This window comes from Agrobacterium sp. YIC 4121 (genome assembly GCF_002008205.1).
Lineage (GTDB): Bacteria > Pseudomonadota > Alphaproteobacteria > Rhizobiales > Rhizobiaceae > Agrobacterium > Agrobacterium leguminum.
Map to the genome: position 1 here is coordinate 1 of NZ_MRDI01000016.1, position 18173 is coordinate 18173.

The window sequence follows — 18173 nt, forward strand, 5'->3', positions numbered from 1 at the left end:
TCGACCCGCCACCAGACAAACCCAGAAACCAAATCCAGATGGCCTTCCAATGGCCGCAAATTTAAACCGGACAGTAGTGGGCTTGTCCCGAGCATCTGCAGACTATCGATTGTACGATACGTGGTTGGATCCTCGGGCCCGAGGATGACGTGAGTAGGAGGCGAGGCTTGTGAAATGGCTCCGCCGCCTGTTCCCGGCCTTCAACCGATCACACCACAACCCTCTCCGGCCGATGCGCCCGCATGCACAGCACGACGCTCAGCACCACCGCACATATTGCCACGACCTCAATCAGTGTCGGGCCACGCCCTTCCCAGAGAAAACCGTAAAGCAGCGCAAACAGCGTTTCGAACAGGATCATCTGCCCGACCATGGTGAGCGGCAGAAGGCGGCTCATGCGGTTCCATAAGGCATTGCCGAGAATGGAAGCGGTGAAACCCAGCCCGGCTGCAACAGCCACAAAATGCAGCCAGTCGCCCGAACTATGGCTTTCGCCGCCAAAGCCAAAGGCCGGGATAGCAAGCAGCAGCGCAAGCCCGCCGGTCACCACGCCGGTCATCATGTTCCAGTCGTCGGCGCTGACATCGTGAAGGCGGGAGAGCCAGCGGGCGTTACCGACGGCAAAGGCTGTCCAAGACGCCAGCGCACCGAGCGCACAGGCCAGCCCGATGACGCGAGAGACATCGAGCCCCGCATCGTTTTCCGTCAGCGACTGCCAGGAAATGCCGATAATCCCCATCGCGCCGAAGGCGAGCGACGGCCACAGCCGCTTCAGCGACACCGCCCCGTGATCGCGGCTGCCGATGATGGTGACGGCGACCGGCAGGAAACCGATGATGATGGAGGTGAAGGCGACCCCGCTCAATTTCACTGCCGTCGATATGAAGACATAATAGGCGATATTGCCGATCATGCTCAGCCAGCCGAGTGCTATCCACTCCCGCGCGCCAAAATGCGCCGACACGCGTTTCAGGCGCGGCCCGATGATGATGAGGGAAATCAGCCCATAGGTGAGATAACGCGCCGTCGAGAGTTGCAGGGCGGAAAAATCCGGCACGAGTTTGGGAGCGAGAAAAATCCCACCCCAAAGCGCACCCGCCAGCATGCCGAAAAAAACACCGAGACCTGTTCTGTTCATGTCATGTCACATCCGCATTCACATTTGCCTGCGATGTGCCACAGCCCTTTGCGGCTGTCTTGACAAAAACTCCTGACCGGATGTGCCGGTGGTTTCAATGAATGCCGTAGGTCCGACGGTAGGCTGCGGGCGTTTCACCCACTGCATTGCGCATGGCGCGCGTCAGTGCAGTCTGGTCGGAAAAACCGGCCCGCAAGGCGATCTCTGCAATCGGCAGGGTGGAATTGCTGAGCAATGCGCAGACCTTGTCCAAGCGCAGCCCGGCCAGCCAGCGGTGAGGCGGAAGGCCGAATTCCTCGAGAAACAGCGCATGCAGGCGGCTGTCGCTGATCGTCACGCAGGAGGCGAGCATCTCGATGGTCCAGGGGAAGAACGGTTCCGCCCTGATAAGTGCAACAACCCTGCGCAGGCGTTGGCGAATGTCGGCTTTCTCATTGGCAAGGCTGTCGATCAGGAGCGGCGCCCACAGGCCGGCAATATCGTCGCGTCGCCCTTCTGTTCCGATGACACCGCGCATATAGGCGATCAGTTGGCGCGTATCCTGCGCGATATCGAGAAACGGCGAATGGGCGAATTTCTCGAGCGTTTGCTCGGGAAGGGCGCCTTCATCGATATCGACCACCAGCGAGTGGTTGCTTGCCGTCGCTTCCTGCGTATGCGGCGCATCGCGATGGATGAACACGCCGCGTCCGGCCGACAATTCGTCCTGCCGTCCCGCCACATCGATCAGCAGACGCCCGGAAACCGGAAGAACGATCTGAACGAAGCCATGCCGTTCCTTCGGTCTTTCTTCCCTATAGGTTCTGATATCGGCGGATGCGGCTGTCATGACGCTGTCGTTTCCATTGTGCAAAGAAATGGCCGCCTCGAAAAAGCGGCCAGTTTCATTGTTTGATTATGACATCGTCTTGAAGATTGGGCCAGTCGGCATTATCGGTCGGCTCTGCGCGCCGGCAATTAACAGTCTTCCTTGGCGGTCGATTCGCCGCGTTTGCGCTTGCGCAGAACCGGCTTGTTCTCTCTCGCCTCGCATTTCGCGACGTCGATCAGATAGGCAAGCACCGGCATGCCGTTCATCGATGCGAGTTGCTTGGCGGATTCGAGAAGGTTGATGATGTTGGAAAAATCGTCCATCGGCTCACTCAGTGGCTCAAAGCGGTTATATGTCGGGTCTGAACCCAAGGATGAATACGCTGGGTGAAATCGGGAGCTTCCAGCGCCGTTGCATCCAATGGGTGTAATATTAGTCGCAAATAAATAGCAATCCCTGCGACGGGGTTACAATAGTCAATTTTCCGTAACTGTCATGCACGGCGAAGATATCGCTGCGGGGTGATGGCAGAAAAATCCAGCAGTCAGATGAGGTTTCTGAAATGCCAAACTATCTTCACAGGGTGGAAGATGCGGCTGCGATCATCGCCGGGGCGCAGCGAATCATGGTCGTGGGCTGCTCCGGCGGCGGCAAGACGACGCTTTCGCAGAAGCTCGCGCGCAATTTCGGACTTCGCTACATCTCCATGGATCGCGATGTTTTCTGGCTGCCCGGCTGGCAGGCGCGCCCGCGCGAGGAGCAGCGACAGAGGATAGCCACCATCATTACCGAGGAACGCTGGCTGATGGACGGCAGCAATCCGTCGTCGTTCGATATACGGCTGCCGCGATCCCACATCGTTTTGTGGGTGCGCATGCCGCGCTGGCTCTGCCTGTGGGGCGCCGTCAGCCGGGCGATCAAGGGTTATGGCAAGGCCCGCCCGGAAATGGCGGAGGGGTGTCCCGAAAGGATAGACATCGATTTCCTGCGCTATATCTGGAATTTCGAACGCCGCCATGCCTCGATTTTCGAGCAGAATTTCGCGCTTTATGGTCCTGATGTGCCGGTATTCCAGCTGAAAAGCCGAAAACAGTTTCGCCGCCTTCTTGATCTTCTGCGTATCGAGGATTAACTGCCGCTCATGCCACAGTTCGAAACGCATCGCCACGTCAAACACTCGCCCGACCGCATGTACGACCTCGTCGCCGATGTGGAGAAATATCCGCAGTTTCTGCCCCTTTGCGAGGCGCTCACCGTCCGTTCGCGCAAGGAGCGCGATGGCAAGGTGCTGCTGGTGGCGGATATGACGGTGGGTTACAAGGCCATTCGCGAAACCTTCACCACGCAGGTGCTGCTGAACCCGGCCGAGCGCGCCATCGACGTGAAATATATCGACGGACCGTTTAAATATCTCGACAATCGCTGGCGTTTCGAGCCTGCCGACGAGGGCGGCTCAGCCATTCATTTTTTCATCGATTATGAATTCAAGAACCGTCTGCTCGGCGCGGTCATGGGGTCGATGTTCGACCGGGCCTTTCGCATGTTCGCGGAAGCCTTCGAGACGCGTGCCGATAAAATTTATACGGACCCGGCCTGATTGAGGGCTATCAGCATCTGGAGCGCCGTCCTCACCGTAGCAAGCCGGATTTCGGTGCGGCCGATCTCGCCGTAACGCATTTCCCGATGCAGGATTTTACCGCCGCGCGCATGGGCGGCCAGATGCACCAGCCCCACCGGCTTGTCGGCGGAACCGCCACCCGGACCAGCGATGCCAGTTACCGCCACGGCGAAATCCGCGCGGGAACGGAAGAGGGCACCATGCGCCATCTGCAGCGCTGTCTGTCGGGATACCGCGCCGAAATTCGCCAGCGTCTCGGAGCCAACGCCCAGCATGTCCATCTTGGCTTCATTGGTATAGGTGACAAAACCACGGTCAACGACAGCGGAGGAGCCGGCAATCTCCGTCAGGGCACCGGCGATCAGGCCGCCCGTGCAGCTTTCCGCGGTCGAGACCATGAAACCATGCGCGGTGAAATCGGCAATGATCCGCCGCGCCAGCTCTTCTATGTCAGCGGGAAAAAGGCTCATAAAGGTCTGCCCCTGTAGACGACCGTAGCGGTGGCGATTGCAGCGATGCCTTCCCGGCGGCCGACGAAACCGATGGTCTCATTGGTCGTCGCCTTGACCGAGCAGCGCTCCAGCGCGATGCCCAGCATGTCCGACAGTGCTTCGCGCATGGCTTGCCGATGCGGGCCAATACGCGGCGCTTCCGCAATCAGCGAGACATCGGCATTCATGATCGTGCCGCCATTGTCGCGAACCACTTTGGCCGCATGTTCGAGGAAGATGCGCGAGGCCGCTCCCTTCCATTGCGGATCGGAAGGCGGGAAGTGATCGCCGATATCGCCGGCGCCACAGGTGGCGAGCAGCGCATCCGTCAGCGCATGCAAAGCCACATCGGCATCCGAATGACCTTTCAATCTCTGGTCGTGTTCGATGAAGACGCCGCACAACGTCACGCCGTCGCCGGCTTCCAGCTGATGCACGTCGTAACCATTGCCGGTGCGCACGTCCGGCAATCCGTGGGAGAGCTTTTCATCGGCCATGGCGATATCCCGCTTGAGAGTGAGTTTTACATTGTCGACCGAACCTTCGGTCAGAGTCACCGTCAGTCCCGCCCATTCGGCAATCGAAGCATCATCGGTAAAATCGGACTTTCCGGAGGCGGCAGCGGCGCGGTGCGCGGCGAGAATATCGCCGTAGCCGAAACTCTGCGGTGTCTGCGCGGCATAAAGCCCCTGCCGGGAAACCGTTTCCACGACGCGACCATCCGAGCCGCGCTTCAGCGTGTCGGTGACGGAGAGGGCAGGCAGAACGCCGCTGGCGCCGGCCCGGTGCAGGGCGACGATCTGTTCCAGCATGTCCACGGGAACGAAAGGCCGCACGGCATCATGGATCATCACATGCGTCAGCTCTTCCGAAGAGAGCGCTTCCAGCCCGGCAAGCACCGATTGCTGGCGTGTTGCGCCGCCCGTGACGGTAACGATCCGCTCGCCGGCATCAAGCCGCTGGATGATCGGCGACAGTAGTTCCGCATCGTCTGCATGGCTGACGATCACGATGGGGGAGGCATGATTCCAGTCGAGGAAGGTCGACAATGTATGCTCGATCACGGCCCTGCCTCCGATAGGGCGATATTGTTTCGGCCCTTCCTCGGGAGAGCCCGCTCTTTCTCCGCGTCCGGCGGCGACGATGACGATACCGAGTTTCATGGTACTTTCCTGCATTGGTCTTATGCTTTGCGCGCAACCCTTAGCGGTTGACAGTCCTGCTCTAGCGTTTCAAAACCCGGATGGCCAGCCCGATAAGACGCGCATTCGCCCCTGCATGTCGCAGGATCGAGCGTCATTGCGCCTTTGAACCTGCACAAATTGCTGCCGACAGCAAAACAGGCAGGCAGTCGCCCAGCAAATAAAAGGTGCAACCCTCTAAAAGTGCTTGGCAACTGCACAAACACTGTCTAAAAATAATGCAAATAACCCTTCTGCATGAAAGATCATCAATTGCATCTTCCGGAGTTGTCAGAACCGTTCAGCATCGGCTCAGTCACGATCCGTAATCGTGCCGTGCTGGCGCCCATGTCGGGCGTGACGGATCTGCCGTTCCGGCAGCTTGCCTGGCGTTATGGCGCGGGCCTTGTCGTTACGGAAATGGTGGCAAGCCGTGAGCTCGTCGCCAACCGAGGCGAATCCTGGGCGCGGCTGAAAAATGCCGGCATGGTTCCGCATATGGTGCAGCTCGCAGGACGCGAGGCGCATTTCATGGCCGAGGCAGCCAAGATCGCGGCCGACAATGGCGCTGGCATCATCGACATCAATATGGGCTGTCCAGCCAAGAAGGTGACGGGTGGTTATTCTGGCTCGGCTTTGATGCGCGATCCGGATCATGCACTCTCGCTCATTGAGGCAACGGTCAATGCAGTCAACGTGCCTGTGACGCTGAAGATGCGGCTCGGCTGGGACGAGAACACCATCAATGCGCCGGAGATCGCCCGCCGTGCCGAAGCCGCGGGCGTTCAACTCATCACCATTCACGGTCGCACTCGCATGCAGTTTTACGAGGGACGGGCGGACTGGGATGCCATCCGCGCCGTGCGTGAGGTGATTTCCGTGCCGCTGATCGCCAATGGCGACGTTGAAACGGCCGGAGATGCGCGCGAAATCCTGCGCCGTTCGGGTGCGGATGCCGTCATGGTCGGTCGCGGCGCGCAGGGGCAGCCATGGCTGCCGGCGGTGCTTGCCGGACATTCAGCGCCGCACCGCAGCGATATTCCCGCCATCGCCATCGAACATTACGAGATGATGCTGGAATTTTATGGAAGGGAAGCCGGTCTCCGGCATGCTCGCAAACACCTCGGCTGGTATCTCGACCGTTTCGCGCCAGAGATCGCCACGACTGACAAGGCTGAAATCATGACATCGCGTGACACGGCGGAAGTGGCGGATCTGCTGCGCTCCGCCCTTAGCGAAAATGCGGGCGAAGACGCCGCAAGGAAGGCCGCATGAGCGCTGACAAACACAGCCCGGCAGATGCAAACCCGCTTGCCATGGCGGTTCTGAACGCGGTGCAGAACCCGGTTATTCTGGTGGATGCCGAAGGTTTCATCGCCTTCGCCAACTGGGAAGCCGAAGCCTTTTTCGGGGCGAGCGCCTCCCATCTCGCGCGCTACCGCGTTTCCACCTTCATTCCCTTCGGCAGCCCGTTGCTCGCACTGATCGATCAGGTGCGGGAGCGCCGCGCGCCGGTCAACGAATATCGCGTCGATCTGAGTTCGCCGCGTCTTGGTCAGGACAAGCTGGTCGATCTTTATGTCGCGCCCGTTGTCAGCGAACCGGGATCGGTGGTCGTCGTCTTCCAGGAAAGGTCGATGGCCGACAAGATCGATCGGCAATTGACCCACCGGGCGGCAGCGCGCTCCGTTACCGGCCTTGCCTCCATGCTTGCCCATGAGATCAAGAACCCGCTGTCCGGCATTCGCGGCGCTGCCCAGTTGCTGGAGACGTCGGTTGCCGATGAAGACCGGGCGCTGACGCGGCTGATCTGCGACGAGACCGACCGCATCGTCTCGCTGGTCGACCGTATGGAGGTGTTTTCCGACGAGCGGCCGGTGGATCGCGTGCCGGTCAACATCCATTCCGTGCTCGATCATGTGAAGGCCATCGCCAAGGCCGGTTTTGCCCGCAATATCAAGATTTCGGAAAACTACGACCCCTCGTTGCCGCCTGTTTATGCCAATCGCGACCAGCTGGTGCAGGTCTTTCTCAATCTGGTGAAGAATGCGGCGGAAGCCGTGGGCAACCAGCCGGACGGCGAGATCATCCTTACCACCGCCTATCGCCCCGGCATGCGGCTTTCGGTCGCCGGCAGCCGCGAGCGCATCTCGCTGCCGCTCGAATTCTGCGTTCATGACAATGGCCCAGGCGTTCCGGCCGATCTTTTGCCGCATCTTTTCGATCCCTTCATCACCACCAAGACGAATGGTTCGGGCCTCGGGCTGGCGCTTGTCGCCAAGCTGATCGGCGCGCATGGCGGCATTGTGGAATGCGACAGCCAGAACCACCGCACGACTTTCCGCGTATTGATGCCCGTCTCGCCGGAAGTGGCGCTCGACGACCGCTCTTTGCCGAACACGACAGGAAATGACCAATGACAGCTACGATCCTCGTCGCCGATGATGATGCCGCAATCCGCACGGTGCTGAACCAGGCGCTGAGCCGCGCCGGTTACGACGTGCGCATCACCTCCAATGCCGCCACGCTCTGGCGCTGGGTTTCGGCGGGTGAGGGCGATCTTGTCGTAACCGATGTCGTCATGCCGGATGAAAACGCCTTCGACCTGCTGCCGCGCATCAAAAAGGCCCGCCCGGACCTGCCGGTTCTGGTCATGAGTGCGCAGAACACCTTCATGACGGCCATCAAGGCCTCGGAAAAAGGCGCTTACGACTATCTGCCGAAGCCCTTCGACCTGACGGAACTGATCGCCATCATCGGCCGCGCCCTGTCGGAACCGAAGCGCAAGCCGGCGAAGCTCGATGACGACATGCAGGACGGCATGCCGCTCGTCGGCCGTTCGGCGGCGATGCAGGAAATCTACCGCGTGCTCGCCCGCCTGATGCAGACCGACCTGACGCTGATGATCACCGGTGAATCCGGCACCGGCAAGGAGCTGGTGGCGCGCGCTCTGCATGATTACGGCAAGCGCCGCAACGGTCCCTTCGTCGCCATCAACATGGCCGCAATCCCGCGCGACCTGATCGAATCCGAACTCTTCGGCCATGAGAAGGGCGCCTTCACCGGCGCGCAGAACCGCTCCACCGGCCGTTTCGAACAGGCCGAGGGCGGCACGCTGTTCCTCGATGAAATCGGTGACATGCCGATGGACGCCCAGACACGGCTGCTGCGCGTATTGCAGCAGGGCGAATATACGACGGTGGGCGGCCGTACGCCGATCCGCACGGATGTCCGCATCGTTGCTGCGACCAACAAGGACCTGAAGCAGTCGATCAATCAGGGCCTTTTCCGCGAAGACCTCTATTATCGCCTGAACGTCGTTCCGCTGCGGCTACCGCCGCTGCGGGACCGCGCCGAGGATATTCCCGATCTGGTGCGCCACTTCATCCAGCAGGGCGAAAAGGAAGGTCTGGAAGGCAAGCGTTTCGAGAGCGAGGCGCTGGAGGTCATGAAGGCCTATGCCTGGCCGGGCAACGTGCGCGAGCTGGAAAACCTGATTCGCCGCCTGATGGCGCTTTACCCGCAGGAAGTCATCACCCGCGAGATCATCGAGCAGGAATTGCAATCGGATGTTCCCGACAGCCCGCTCGACAAGATGGCGGTCCGCACGGGGTCGCTCACGATTTCGCAGGCGGTGGAAGAAAATATGCGGGATTATTTCGCCAGTTTCGGCGATGGCCTGCCGCCGCCCGGCCTTTACGACCGCGTTCTGCGCGAACTCGAATATCCACTGATTCTCGCGGCTTTGACTGCGACACGCGGCAACCAGATCAAGGCCGCCGATCTTCTCGGCCTGAACCGCAATACGCTGCGCAAGAAAATCCGCGAGCTTGGCGTTTCCGTTTATCGCAGCTCCCGCCCAAGCTGAGAATGTTGACAAGGTCGCATTTGTCGTTGCACTTTCGCCACATTGTGTTGCTTGAAAAACACTAGGAAGGAAAGAGATTCGCCGATCTGAGGCGCGTCTTACCTGACTTCATAAATGTGGTGCTGGCTGGCCAGCGATTGGGAGTAGTGCATGCGGAAACCCGCCGCCGAAAACGCCGTTGCCGATGAAGCAGCGGGCATGGTGGTTGCCGATCGCAGGATGTCTTTCGCTTTGCCGGGGCTGGTGCTCGCCGGCGTCGCTCTCGTTTGCGCCATCCTCACCCTGTTCGTGCTTCTGGGTGTCACGCCAATCGCGCCGACATCGAACGTCGTCATCGCCTCCGTCGTCATCAATTCGATCTTCGTGATCGGCCTGATCTTCCTCATCGGGCGCGAAATCAACCGCCTGCTGAAAGCGCGTAAAAAGGGAAGGGCGGCTGCGCGTCTGCATGTCCGCATCGTCGTGCTTTTCTCCATCGTGGCGATTACGCCCGCCGTGCTCGTCGCCATCTTCGCCAGTCTGACGCTGAATGTCGGTCTAGACCGCTGGTTTTCGCTGCGCACGCAGTCGATCGTCGATTCATCGAGCAATATCGCCCAGGCCTATATGATGGAGAATGCCGGTTATCTTCAGGGGCAGACCCTGTCGATGGCAACCGACCTCGACCGCAACCGTGCGCTCTTTTATCTGGATCGCACTGGCTTCGTCGATCTGATGACCCGTCAGGCCAAGGGGCGCGGCCTTCTCGGCGCGTTTCTGGTGCAGGAGGACGGCGACGCCGTCGCTCAGGCCGACATCAAGACCGAAAAACCGCTTCCCGCCATACCGCATGACGCGCTTGAAAAGGCGGCCGCCGGCCAGCCGACGCTGATACCACCCGGTATCACCAACCTCGTCGGTGCCATTATCAAGCTCGAAGGCATCAGCGGCACCTTCCTTTACACGGTGCGCGCCGTCGATCCCAAGGTGATGAGCGCGATGCGGCTGATGGAAGAGAACCGCGCCGAATACAAGGCGATGGAGGCAGGCCGCGCGCCGCTGCAGATCGCCTTTGCGATCCTCTATCTCGGTTTCGCACTGATCGTGCTTCTCGCTGCCATCTGGACGGCGATTGCGGTGGCCGACCGTATCGTGCGGCCTATCCGTCTGCTCATCAGTGCGGCAGACAGTGTTGCCACCGGCAACATGCATGTGCTGGTTCCCGTCCGCGCCGTCGATGGCGACGTCGGGCGACTGTCGCGCACCTTCAACAAGATGGTCTCCGAACTGCGCAGCCAGCAGGAACAGATCATCGAGGCCAAGGACGATATTGATGATCGCCGCCGCTTCATCGAGGCCGTGCTGTCTGGCGTTACCGCCGCCGTCATCGGTGTCGATGAGAACCGCAGGATCACCATCGTCAATCCGTCGGGCGAAGAATTCCTGGCGCAGACATCCGAGCAGCTTATCGGCGCGCAACTGTCGGAAATTGCGCCCGAAATCGAACAGGTGGTCAACGAGGCCAATACCTGGTCACGCGGCAATTTCCGCAAGCAGATCAACATCATGCGGCGGGGCAAGGAACGAACGCTGAATGTGCAGGTGACCCGCGAGGACGCTCGCGACAGCCGTGACAGCTACGTCATCACCCTCGACGACATCACCGACCTCGTCATCGCCCAGCGTTCGACGGCGTGGTCGGATGTGGCGCGCCGCATTGCGCATGAAATCAAGAACCCGCTGACGCCGATCCAGCTTTCCGCCGAGCGTATAAAGCGTCGTTTCGGCAAGCAGATCGACGAGAGCGACCGCGCCGTCTTCGACCAGTGTACGGACACCATCGTCCGGCAGGTCGGCGATATCGGCCGGATGGTGGACGAATTCTCCGCCTTTGCGCGCATGCCTAAGCCGACGAAGGAAAAGTCGGACCTGCGGGCGATCCTTAAGGATGCGGCGTTCCTGCGCGAGATCAGCGCCGCCGATACCAAGTTTGCGACGGAGCTGGGCGAGATTCCGCTGGAGGGCATGTTCGATGCCCGCATGCTGGGTCAGGCCTTCGGCAATCTCATCAAGAATGCGACGGAAGCCATCGAGGCGGTGGAAGGCGAAAAACGGCCGGGTAAAATTCTGGTGCGCGCCGCTTTCGACGAAGCCAATTCGCGTTTCGTGGCTGACATCATCGACAATGGCCGCGGCCTTCCCGTCGAGAACCGTCACCGCATTCTCGAACCTTATATGACGATGCGGGACAAGGGCACGGGCCTCGGCCTCGCCATCGTCAAGAAAATCATCGAAGAGCATGGCGGGTATCTGGAACTCCACGATGCCCCGCCGGAGTTCGATCACGGCCACGGCGCCATGATCAGAGTGCTGCTGCCCTATATCGAGGCGGTCGGCGGCGAAAATAACAAGGAAGCAGCATATGGCGTCTGATATTCTGGTCGTGGATGACGAGGCGGACATTCGCGAAATCGTAGCGGGCATTCTTTCCGACGAGGGCCACGAGACCCGCATGGCGTTCGACAGCGACAGCGCGCTGGCCGCCATTTCGGAGCGCGTGCCGCGTCTGATCTTTCTCGATATCTGGATGCAGGGTTCGAAGCTCGACGGTCTGGCGCTGCTGGATGAGATCAAGAGCCGCCATCCCGAAATCCCGGTGGTCATGATTTCCGGTCACGGCAATATCGAAACCGCTGTCAACGCCATCAAGCGCGGCGCTTTCGACTTTATCGAGAAGCCGTTCAAGGCTGACCGCCTCATTCTGATCGCTGAGCGGGCGTTGGAAAACTCCAAGCTGAAGCGCGAGGTTCAGGAACTCAAGAAGCGTACCGGTGACGCGGTTGAACTCGTCGGCGCATCGCTTGCGGTGTCGCAGCTTCGCCAGACCATCGACCGGGTTGCACCCACCAACAGTCGCATCATGATCCTCGGCCCCTCCGGTTCAGGCAAGGAACTTGTGGCGCGCATGGTGCACAAGAAGTCCTCGCGTGCGAGCGGACCCTTCGTGGCGCTCAATGCCGCGACGATCACGCCGGACCGCATGGAAATCGCGCTTTTCGGCACGGAGGGCCTTCCCGGACAACCGCGCAAGGTGGGTGCTCTGGAAGAAGCCCATCGCGGCGTGCTTTATCTCGATGAAGTCGGCGAAATGCCGCGCGAGACGCAGAACAAGATCCTGCGCGTGCTGGTCGATCAGCAGTTCGAGCGCGTTGGCGGCGGGAAGCGGGTGAAGGTGGATGTGCGCATCATTTCCTCGACCGCCCATCACCTCGAAAGCCTGATTGCCGAAGGCCAGTTCCGCGAAGATCTCTATCATCGCCTCGCCGTGGTGCCGGTTAAGGTGCCGGCGCTTTCCGAGCGGCGCGAGGATATTCCTTTCCTCGTCGATATGTTCATGCGCCAGATTTCCGAGCAGGCCGGCATCCGTCCGCGCAAGATCGGCGACGACGCCATGGCCGTTCTCCAGACACATGACTGGCCGGGCAATATCCGCCAGCTGCGCAACAATATCGAGCGGTTGATGATTCTCGCCCGTCCCGAGGGCGGCGAAGCGCCGATCTCGGCCGACATGCTGCCGTCGGATATTGGCGACATGCTGCCGAAGATTTCGGCGCAGGGCGATCAGCACATCATGACCCTGCCGCTGCGCGAAGCCCGCGAAATGTTCGAGCGCGACTATCTGATGGCGCAGATCAACCGTTTCGGCGGCAATATTTCGCGAACGGCGGAATTTGTCGGCATGGAACGGTCTGCACTGCATCGCAAACTGAAATCTCTCGGCGTATAAGGAAAGAAGGCGCTTCGCCGTAACCGATTATTCCGTCAGAGAGACAGCATGAAAGTCATCATTTGCGGCGCAGGGCAGGTGGGTTACGGCATCGCCGAACAATTGTCGCGGGAAGATAATGAAGTATCGGTGATCGATACCGCCGCGCCGCTCATCACCGCCATTACCGAGACGCTGGATGTGCGCGGTTATGTCGGCCATGGCGCGCATCCCGACATGCTGGCCAAGGCCGGCGCTGACCAGGCCGACATGATCATCGCCGTGACCTTGCATGACGAGATCAATATCGTCGCCTGCGAGGTGGCGCATGCCCTGTTCAGTGTGCCGACCAAGATCGCCCGCATCCGCGACCAGAGCTATCTGAAGCCGGAATATGCCGATCTCTTCAGCCGCGAGAACATGTCCATAGACGTGACGATTTCGCCTGAAGTCGAAGTCGGCAAGATGGTGCTCCGGCGCATCGCCTTTCCGGGCGCAACGGATGTGGTGCGTTTCGCCGACGACACGATCTACATGCTGGCCATCGAATGCATGGAGGATTGCCCGGTCATCAACACGCCGCTGCAGCAGCTTTCCAGCCTCTTTCCAGACCTCATCGCCACGGTGGTGGGGGTGTATCGGGATGGTGTCCTCAAGGTGGCGCATTCTTCGGAACAGTTGCGGGTGGGCGACCTTGCCTATGTCATCTGCCAGCGCCAGCACGCTCGTCGCACCTTAAGCCTTTTCGGCCATGAGGAGCAGGAAGCGCAGCGCATCGTGATTGCCGGCGCCGGCAATATCGGCCACTTCGTCGCCCGCAAGATCGAGGAAATGCAGCCGAAAACGCGGGTGAAGATCATCGAGGCGGACCGAGACAGGGCGGTTGCCGCATCCGAACAGTTAAGCCACACCATCGTCATGCACGGCTCGGCGCTCGACCAGAAAATCCTGATGCAGGCCGATATTCAGGATGCCGATCTTATCGTGACGCTCACCAATAACGATCAGACCAATATTCTGGCGGCGGTGATTGCCAAGCAGCTCGGCTGCAAATCGAATCTGGCGCTTTTGAACAGTACGTCGTTCCACGACGTCGCCCGCTCTCTGGGGCTCGATGCCTATATCAACCCTCGGGCCGTGACGATCTCCCGCGTGCTTCAGCATGTGCGCAAGGGCCGCATCCGCTCAGTCTATGCCGTCCAGCGCGGCTCGGCGGAGGTGATCGAGGCGGAAGCGCTGGAGACGTCGCCGCTGGTCGGCCAATCCTTCCGCGACATCGACATGCCCGACGGCGTGCGCATCGGGGCGATCTATCGCGACGGCGTGGTGATCCGCCCGGATGGCAGCACGAAAATCAAGGCGAAGGACCGGGTCGTGCTGTTTGCATCCGCCGATGCCGTGCGCGACGTGGAACAACTTTTCCGTGTTTCGATACAATATTTTTGACTGTCCCGAATTGAAAATGTGGGTCAATACTCGTACTCATTCGGCTGTTTTGACCGTTGCGGAACGGAACACGATTTGATACCAGAGTTTGAGGTCGGCCAAGCGGGGGACAAGACTCGGCCGGCTTATTATTGATTGATTATTTTCCGGTATCCCTGCCGGCAAAAAAGAAAGAAGCGGCGCCATGGCGGAACGTTCTCAAAACCTTCAGGATCTCTTCCTCAATACCGTTCGTAAGCAAAAGATTTCGCTCACGATTTTTCTGATCAACGGCGTCAAGCTGACGGGCGTTGTCACCTCCTTCGACAATTTCTGCGTGCTTCTGCGCCGTGACGGTCATTCGCAGCTTGTTTACAAGCATGCGATCTCCACCATCATGCCCGGCCAGCCGATGCAGATGTTCGAAAGCGAAGAAGGCGCTGCCTGATCGGGCTTCCTCGACGGATATTCGACATAGACTGAACCGGACCGGGAACATTTCCCGTGCCGTCAGGTTAATTCCCATGGCCGCCCGCGCGGATGCGGTCGGCCGCAATCCTCTTTCTGGACAAGGCTGAACCCATTTCAACGCGCGACACCTCGAATGAATCGATTATTCCGGAGCAGGAAAAGCGCCGCGACGACATGCGTGCGGTCGTCCTCGTGCCGGTCCTCAAGCAGCGCGAAACGCGCGATGCGGCTGCTGGCCCGGCTGCCCCCGGCCGTTCAGTCGAAGCCAAGCTTGAGGAAGCAAAGGGACTGGCGCTCGCCATCGATCTGGAAGTGACGCAGGGTCTCATCGTTTCGGTGAACCAGCCGCGCCCCGCCACGCTGTTTGGAACCGGCAAGATCGAAGAAATCGGTCATCTTCTCGACGAGACCGATTCCGGCCTGGTTATCGTCGATCATCCGCTGACCCCGGTGCAGCAGCGCAATCTCGAAAAGCAATGGAATTGCAAGGTCATCGACCGCACGGGCCTGATCCTTGAAATCTTCGGTCGCCGCGCCTCCACCAAGGAAGGCACGCTGCAGGTCGATCTTGCGCATCTGAACTACCAGAAGGGCCGCCTCGTCCGAAGCTGGACCCACCTTGAACGCCAGCGCGGCGGTGCGGGCTTCATGGGCGGCCCGGGTGAAACCCAGATCGAAGCCGACCGCCGGCTTTTGCAGGAACGCATCGTCAAGCTGGAGCGCGAACTGGAGCAGGTGGTGCGCACGCGCCAGCTTCACCGCGCCAAGCGTCGTAAGGTGCCGCATCCGATCGTCGCGCTGGTCGGTTACACCAATGCCGGCAAATCCACGCTGTTCAACCGCATCACCGGCGCCGGCGTTCTGGCGGAGGATATGCTGTTCGCCACGCTCGACCCGACCTTGCGCCGCATGAAATTGCCGCATGGTCGCACCGTCATCCTGTCCGATACGGTCGGTTTCATTTCCGACCTTCCGACGCATCTGGTCGCCGCTTTCCGCGCCACTCTGGAAGAGGTGCTGGAAGCCGATCTCGTTCTGCATGTCCGCGATATGTCCGATCCGGACAATGCCGCCCAGTCTGCGGATGTGCTGCGTATTCTTGGTGACCTCGGCATCGACGAGAAGGAAGCGGAAAAGCGCATCATCGAGGTCTGGAACAAGGTCGACCGTCTCGAGCCGGAAGCGCATGACGCCATTATGCAGCGCGCCGAAGGTCGTTCGGATATCCGCGCCGTTTCGGCCATCACGGGTGAGGGCGTCGATGCCCTGATGGACGAGATTTCAAAGCGTCTTTCCGGTGTTCTGACGGAAACGACCGTTGTGCTCTCTATCGAACAATTGCCGCTGATCTCGTGGGTCTATAGCAATTCCATTGTCGACGGTCGTGAAGACCATGAGGATGGATCGGTTGCGCTTGATGTGCGCCTTTCGGAAGCGCAAGCGGCCGAACTGGAACGGAAGCTTGGTAAAGCGACTGTCCGCGAACGCGAGGACTGGGAGCGCTAAGCGTTCCTGGGACGATTATAAGGCGCGAAAACCTCTCCCCGTCATTCCGGCCTTGAGCCGGAATCCAGCCACGACGCGTCTGCGTCGTGAAAAACGAGTCTTTTGCGATCAAGGACTTGATCGCACTGGACCCCGGACTAAATCCGGGGTGACGGTGGGCTAGGACGAAACCGTATCAAGCGAACGTTCGATGCGTTTCGCCGCCTGCCAGAGATCTTCCATTCTCTCGAGGCTCGCTTCTTCCAGCGTTTCGCCATTTTGAGTGAGCGACGTTTCGATGTGATTGAAACGCCTGCGGAATTTCGTGTTCGTACCGCGCAGCGCATCTTCCGGATCGGCTTTGACATGCCGGCCGATGTTGACGAGGGCAAAAATGAGATCGCCGAGCTCGTCCGAGACCTTCTCCGGTTTTCCTTCCGCCAGCGCCTCACGCAGTTCGGCGATTTCCTCCTCGATCTTGTCGAGAATCGGAGCGGGGTTCGACCAGTCGAAACCGGCACGCGCTGCCTGTTCCTGCAGCTTCAGGGCTTCGGTCAGCGCCGGCTGGCTGCGCTGTACGCCGCCCAGAAAGCCGGCCTTAAAATCCTCGGTGATACCACGTCGCGCGCGTCGCTCTGCACGCTCGCGTTTTTCTTCCGCCTTGATGCGATCCCATTGCAGTTTGACGCCGTCCGGCGTGTCGGCGTCGGATACGGCGAAGACATGGGGATGACGGCGGATCATCTTCGAGGTCACGGCATGCACCACGTCGCCAAAGGCGAATTCGCCCATCTCTTCGGCAATGCGGGCATGGAAAACCACTTGCAGCAGAAGGTCGCCCAGCTCCTCGCAAAGATCGTCCATATCCTTGCGCTCAATGGCGTCGGCGACTTCATAAGCCTCTTCAATGGTATAGGGCTTGATCGTCTCGAAGGTCTGAACGACATCCCATGGACAACCGGTTTCCGGCTGCCGCAGGGCTTCCATGATCTCGATCAGGCGAGAAATATCCTTCGAGGCTTCCATAGTGTCTCAAACCTTCGTTCTTTGTTTCTGCGCATCGCCCGGACGGAAAACCGCCACGCACGTCCTCCGAAAATGCTTTATTTCAATGGAATGTCGTTGCCGCTCTTGGACGACTGGTAGCTGGTGGAAAGATCGTCATAGGCGGCCTTGATGCGGGCCGTCTGCGCCTTCAACGTGGTCTTCAGCGGATCGTCTTCACCCTCCACCAGATCAGCAATGAAATACGAATTCCAGAAGGCATTGTTGCGGCGATACCCGCCCGGTTCCAGCCCGAAAACTTCCTTGAGGATTTTCAGGTCGTGAGGGATCGCGAAAGCGTCGCGGGAATCCTCGTGGCTGAAGAAGGAGTAGAAATTATCGAAGCCCGCCCAGGTGATGGCGGACATGCACATGGTGCATGGTTCGTGGGTAGAGAGAAAAATCAGCTCCTTCGTGTTCGGCTTTTCGCCCAGCTCGTAAAACCGCTTCAGCGTATGCACTTCGCCATGCCAGAGCGGATTTTCCAGCTCGTTATTGGTCTCGGCAACCACCAGCGACAGGTCCGACTTGCGCAGTATCGCCGCACCGAAAACCTTGTTGCCAAGGCTGACGCCCCGCGCCGTCAAGGGCAGGATATCGTGTTCGATGACATCGAGAAGGCGGGCGGCGAGGGTGGAGCTGGTCAAGGGTCTGGTCCTTCGTGCCGCTTTAAGGAAAAGCGGTCTTCGCATGGGGAAATCGACAGTCGATGGTCGCTCCTTGTTCGGCGCGAGGACCCGCTTTGTCAAGGGATTGCAAGGGGATTCTCAGGGCTTGCGCAGGTGCGGAAAAGCATCGCCGGTTTGTTTTCCTCCAAAACCGGGGTCTTCGAGAAATAAAAATCCAGGTGCCGGAAAGGCTTGAATTTCTGTTTCTTCAATCTTGCATCGCAATGC

Annotated in this window: 17 protein-coding genes; 10 read left to right on the forward strand and 7 right to left on the reverse strand. The window is 59.7% G+C overall.

What is annotated here, in order from left to right; translation table 11 throughout:
- Nucleotides 1-208: 208 nt before the first annotated feature.
- From BTE54_RS14535 to BTE54_RS25110, 3 genes are all read right to left on the reverse strand, one after another.
- Complete coding sequence (locus tag BTE54_RS14535) at nucleotides 209-1138, reverse strand: DMT family transporter (protein WP_078052942.1); 930 nt, start codon at nucleotides 1136-1138, stop codon at nucleotides 209-211.
- Nucleotides 1139-1232: 94 nt separating this feature from the next.
- Nucleotides 1233-1967, reverse strand: a complete 735-nt coding sequence (locus tag BTE54_RS14540) for an AraC family transcriptional regulator (RefSeq protein ID WP_078052943.1) — start codon at nucleotides 1965-1967, stop codon at nucleotides 1233-1235.
- Between the two features lie 128 nt (nucleotides 1968-2095).
- Entirely contained in the window at nucleotides 2096-2272 is a 177-nt protein-coding gene (locus BTE54_RS25110) for a hypothetical protein (RefSeq protein ID WP_003496171.1), read from the reverse strand.
- Between the two features lie 239 nt (nucleotides 2273-2511).
- Between BTE54_RS25110 and BTE54_RS14550 the strand changes: the two genes are divergently transcribed.
- Nucleotides 2512-3081, forward strand: coding sequence for an AAA family ATPase (locus BTE54_RS14550; RefSeq protein WP_078052945.1), 570 nt, complete (start codon nucleotides 2512-2514; stop codon nucleotides 3079-3081).
- A 9-nt stretch (nucleotides 3082-3090) separates the two neighbouring features.
- Nucleotides 3091-3546, forward strand: coding sequence for a type II toxin-antitoxin system RatA family toxin (locus tag BTE54_RS14555; protein WP_065655387.1), 456 nt, complete (start codon nucleotides 3091-3093; stop codon nucleotides 3544-3546).
- On the opposite strand, the gene BTE54_RS14560 is transcribed toward BTE54_RS14555, so the two are convergent.
- Both BTE54_RS14560 and BTE54_RS14565 read right to left on the reverse strand, forming a co-directional pair.
- The gene (locus BTE54_RS14560) at nucleotides 3528-4037 is read right to left on the reverse strand and encodes a CinA family protein (protein WP_078052946.1); all 510 of its coding nucleotides are present in this window, start codon (nucleotides 4035-4037) and stop codon (nucleotides 3528-3530) included. The genes BTE54_RS14555 and BTE54_RS14560 overlap by 19 nt on opposite strands.
- Nucleotides 4034-5221: a bifunctional 2-C-methyl-D-erythritol 4-phosphate cytidylyltransferase/2-C-methyl-D-erythritol 2,4-cyclodiphosphate synthase gene (locus BTE54_RS14565; RefSeq protein WP_078052947.1), complete on the reverse strand. Its 1188-nt coding sequence runs from the start codon at nucleotides 5219-5221 to the stop codon at nucleotides 4034-4036. The genes BTE54_RS14560 and BTE54_RS14565 overlap by 4 nt, the downstream gene beginning before the upstream one ends.
- 276 nt (nucleotides 5222-5497) lie before the next feature.
- Between BTE54_RS14565 and dusB the strand changes: the two genes are divergently transcribed.
- From dusB to hflX, 8 genes are all read left to right on the forward strand, one after another.
- Nucleotides 5498-6514: a tRNA dihydrouridine synthase DusB gene (dusB, locus tag BTE54_RS14570; RefSeq protein ID WP_078052948.1), complete on the forward strand. Its 1017-nt coding sequence runs from the start codon at nucleotides 5498-5500 to the stop codon at nucleotides 6512-6514.
- Complete coding sequence (locus BTE54_RS14575) at nucleotides 6511-7659, forward strand: nitrogen regulation protein NR(II) (protein ID WP_035264009.1); 1149 nt, start codon at nucleotides 6511-6513, stop codon at nucleotides 7657-7659. The genes dusB and BTE54_RS14575 overlap by 4 nt, the downstream gene beginning before the upstream one ends.
- A complete protein-coding gene (gene ntrC / locus BTE54_RS14580) occupies nucleotides 7656-9107 on the forward strand; it encodes a nitrogen regulation protein NR(I) (RefSeq protein ID WP_035217434.1) in 1452 nt (483 codons plus the stop codon). Before BTE54_RS14575 ends, ntrC begins: the two co-directional genes overlap by 4 nt.
- A 150-nt stretch (nucleotides 9108-9257) precedes the next feature.
- Nucleotides 9258-11519, forward strand: a complete 2262-nt coding sequence (locus BTE54_RS14585; RefSeq protein WP_078052949.1) for a PAS domain-containing sensor histidine kinase — start codon at nucleotides 9258-9260, stop codon at nucleotides 11517-11519.
- Nucleotides 11509-12873 carry a sigma-54 dependent transcriptional regulator gene (locus tag BTE54_RS14590; protein ID WP_003521348.1) on the forward strand — a complete coding sequence of 455 codons (1365 nt, stop codon included), beginning with the start codon at nucleotides 11509-11511 and terminating at the stop codon, nucleotides 12871-12873. Before BTE54_RS14585 ends, BTE54_RS14590 begins: the two co-directional genes overlap by 11 nt.
- Nucleotides 12874-12921: 48 nt before the next feature.
- Nucleotides 12922-14298, forward strand: coding sequence for a Trk system potassium transporter TrkA (gene trkA / locus BTE54_RS14595; RefSeq protein WP_078052950.1), 1377 nt, complete (start codon nucleotides 12922-12924; stop codon nucleotides 14296-14298).
- A gap of 184 nt (nucleotides 14299-14482) precedes the next feature.
- Nucleotides 14483-14725, forward strand: a complete 243-nt coding sequence (gene hfq / locus BTE54_RS14600) for an RNA chaperone Hfq (protein WP_003496145.1) — start codon at nucleotides 14483-14485, stop codon at nucleotides 14723-14725.
- 92 nt (nucleotides 14726-14817) lie between these two features.
- Nucleotides 14818-16254: a GTPase HflX gene (hflX, locus tag BTE54_RS14605; RefSeq protein ID WP_198939149.1), complete on the forward strand. Its 1437-nt coding sequence runs from the start codon at nucleotides 14818-14820 to the stop codon at nucleotides 16252-16254.
- A 159-nt stretch (nucleotides 16255-16413) separates the two neighbouring features.
- On the opposite strand, the gene mazG is transcribed toward hflX, so the two are convergent.
- Together mazG and BTE54_RS14615 are read right to left on the reverse strand one after the other, a co-directional pair.
- Entirely contained in the window at nucleotides 16414-17259 is an 846-nt protein-coding gene (gene mazG, locus BTE54_RS14610; RefSeq protein ID WP_035264017.1) for a nucleoside triphosphate pyrophosphohydrolase, read from the reverse strand.
- 77 nt (nucleotides 17260-17336) lie between these two features.
- Entirely contained in the window at nucleotides 17337-17924 is a 588-nt protein-coding gene (locus BTE54_RS14615) for a nucleoside deaminase (RefSeq protein ID WP_078052951.1), read from the reverse strand.
- Between the last annotated feature and the right edge of the window lie 249 nt (nucleotides 17925-18173).

Coding starts and splice junctions, on each gene's coding strand:
- BTE54_RS14535 (WP_078052942.1), bottom strand. CDS start 1,138: ATGAACAGAACAGGTCTCGGTGTTTTTTTCGGCATGCTGGCGGGTGCG.
- BTE54_RS14540 (WP_078052943.1), bottom strand. CDS start 1,967: ATGACAGCCGCATCCGCCGATATCAGAACCTATAGGGAAGAAAGACCG.
- BTE54_RS25110 (WP_003496171.1), bottom strand. CDS start 2,272: ATGGACGATTTTTCCAACATCATCAACCTTCTCGAATCCGCCAAGCAA.
- BTE54_RS14550 (WP_078052945.1), top strand. CDS start 2,512: ATGCCAAACTATCTTCACAGGGTGGAAGATGCGGCTGCGATCATCGCC.
- BTE54_RS14555 (WP_065655387.1), top strand. CDS start 3,091: ATGCCACAGTTCGAAACGCATCGCCACGTCAAACACTCGCCCGACCGC.
- BTE54_RS14560 (WP_078052946.1), bottom strand. CDS start 4,037: ATGAGCCTTTTTCCCGCTGACATAGAAGAGCTGGCGCGGCGGATCATT.
- BTE54_RS14565 (WP_078052947.1), bottom strand. CDS start 5,221: ATGAAACTCGGTATCGTCATCGTCGCCGCCGGACGCGGAGAAAGAGCG.
- dusB (WP_078052948.1), top strand. CDS start 5,498: ATGAAAGATCATCAATTGCATCTTCCGGAGTTGTCAGAACCGTTCAGC.
- BTE54_RS14575 (WP_035264009.1), top strand. CDS start 6,511: ATGAGCGCTGACAAACACAGCCCGGCAGATGCAAACCCGCTTGCCATG.
- ntrC (WP_035217434.1), top strand. CDS start 7,656: ATGACAGCTACGATCCTCGTCGCCGATGATGATGCCGCAATCCGCACG.
- BTE54_RS14585 (WP_078052949.1), top strand. CDS start 9,258: ATGCGGAAACCCGCCGCCGAAAACGCCGTTGCCGATGAAGCAGCGGGC.
- BTE54_RS14590 (WP_003521348.1), top strand. CDS start 11,509: ATGGCGTCTGATATTCTGGTCGTGGATGACGAGGCGGACATTCGCGAA.
- trkA (WP_078052950.1), top strand. CDS start 12,922: ATGAAAGTCATCATTTGCGGCGCAGGGCAGGTGGGTTACGGCATCGCC.
- hfq (WP_003496145.1), top strand. CDS start 14,483: ATGGCGGAACGTTCTCAAAACCTTCAGGATCTCTTCCTCAATACCGTT.
- hflX (WP_198939149.1), top strand. CDS start 14,818: ATGCGGTCGGCCGCAATCCTCTTTCTGGACAAGGCTGAACCCATTTCA.
- mazG (WP_035264017.1), bottom strand. CDS start 17,259: ATGGAAGCCTCGAAGGATATTTCTCGCCTGATCGAGATCATGGAAGCC.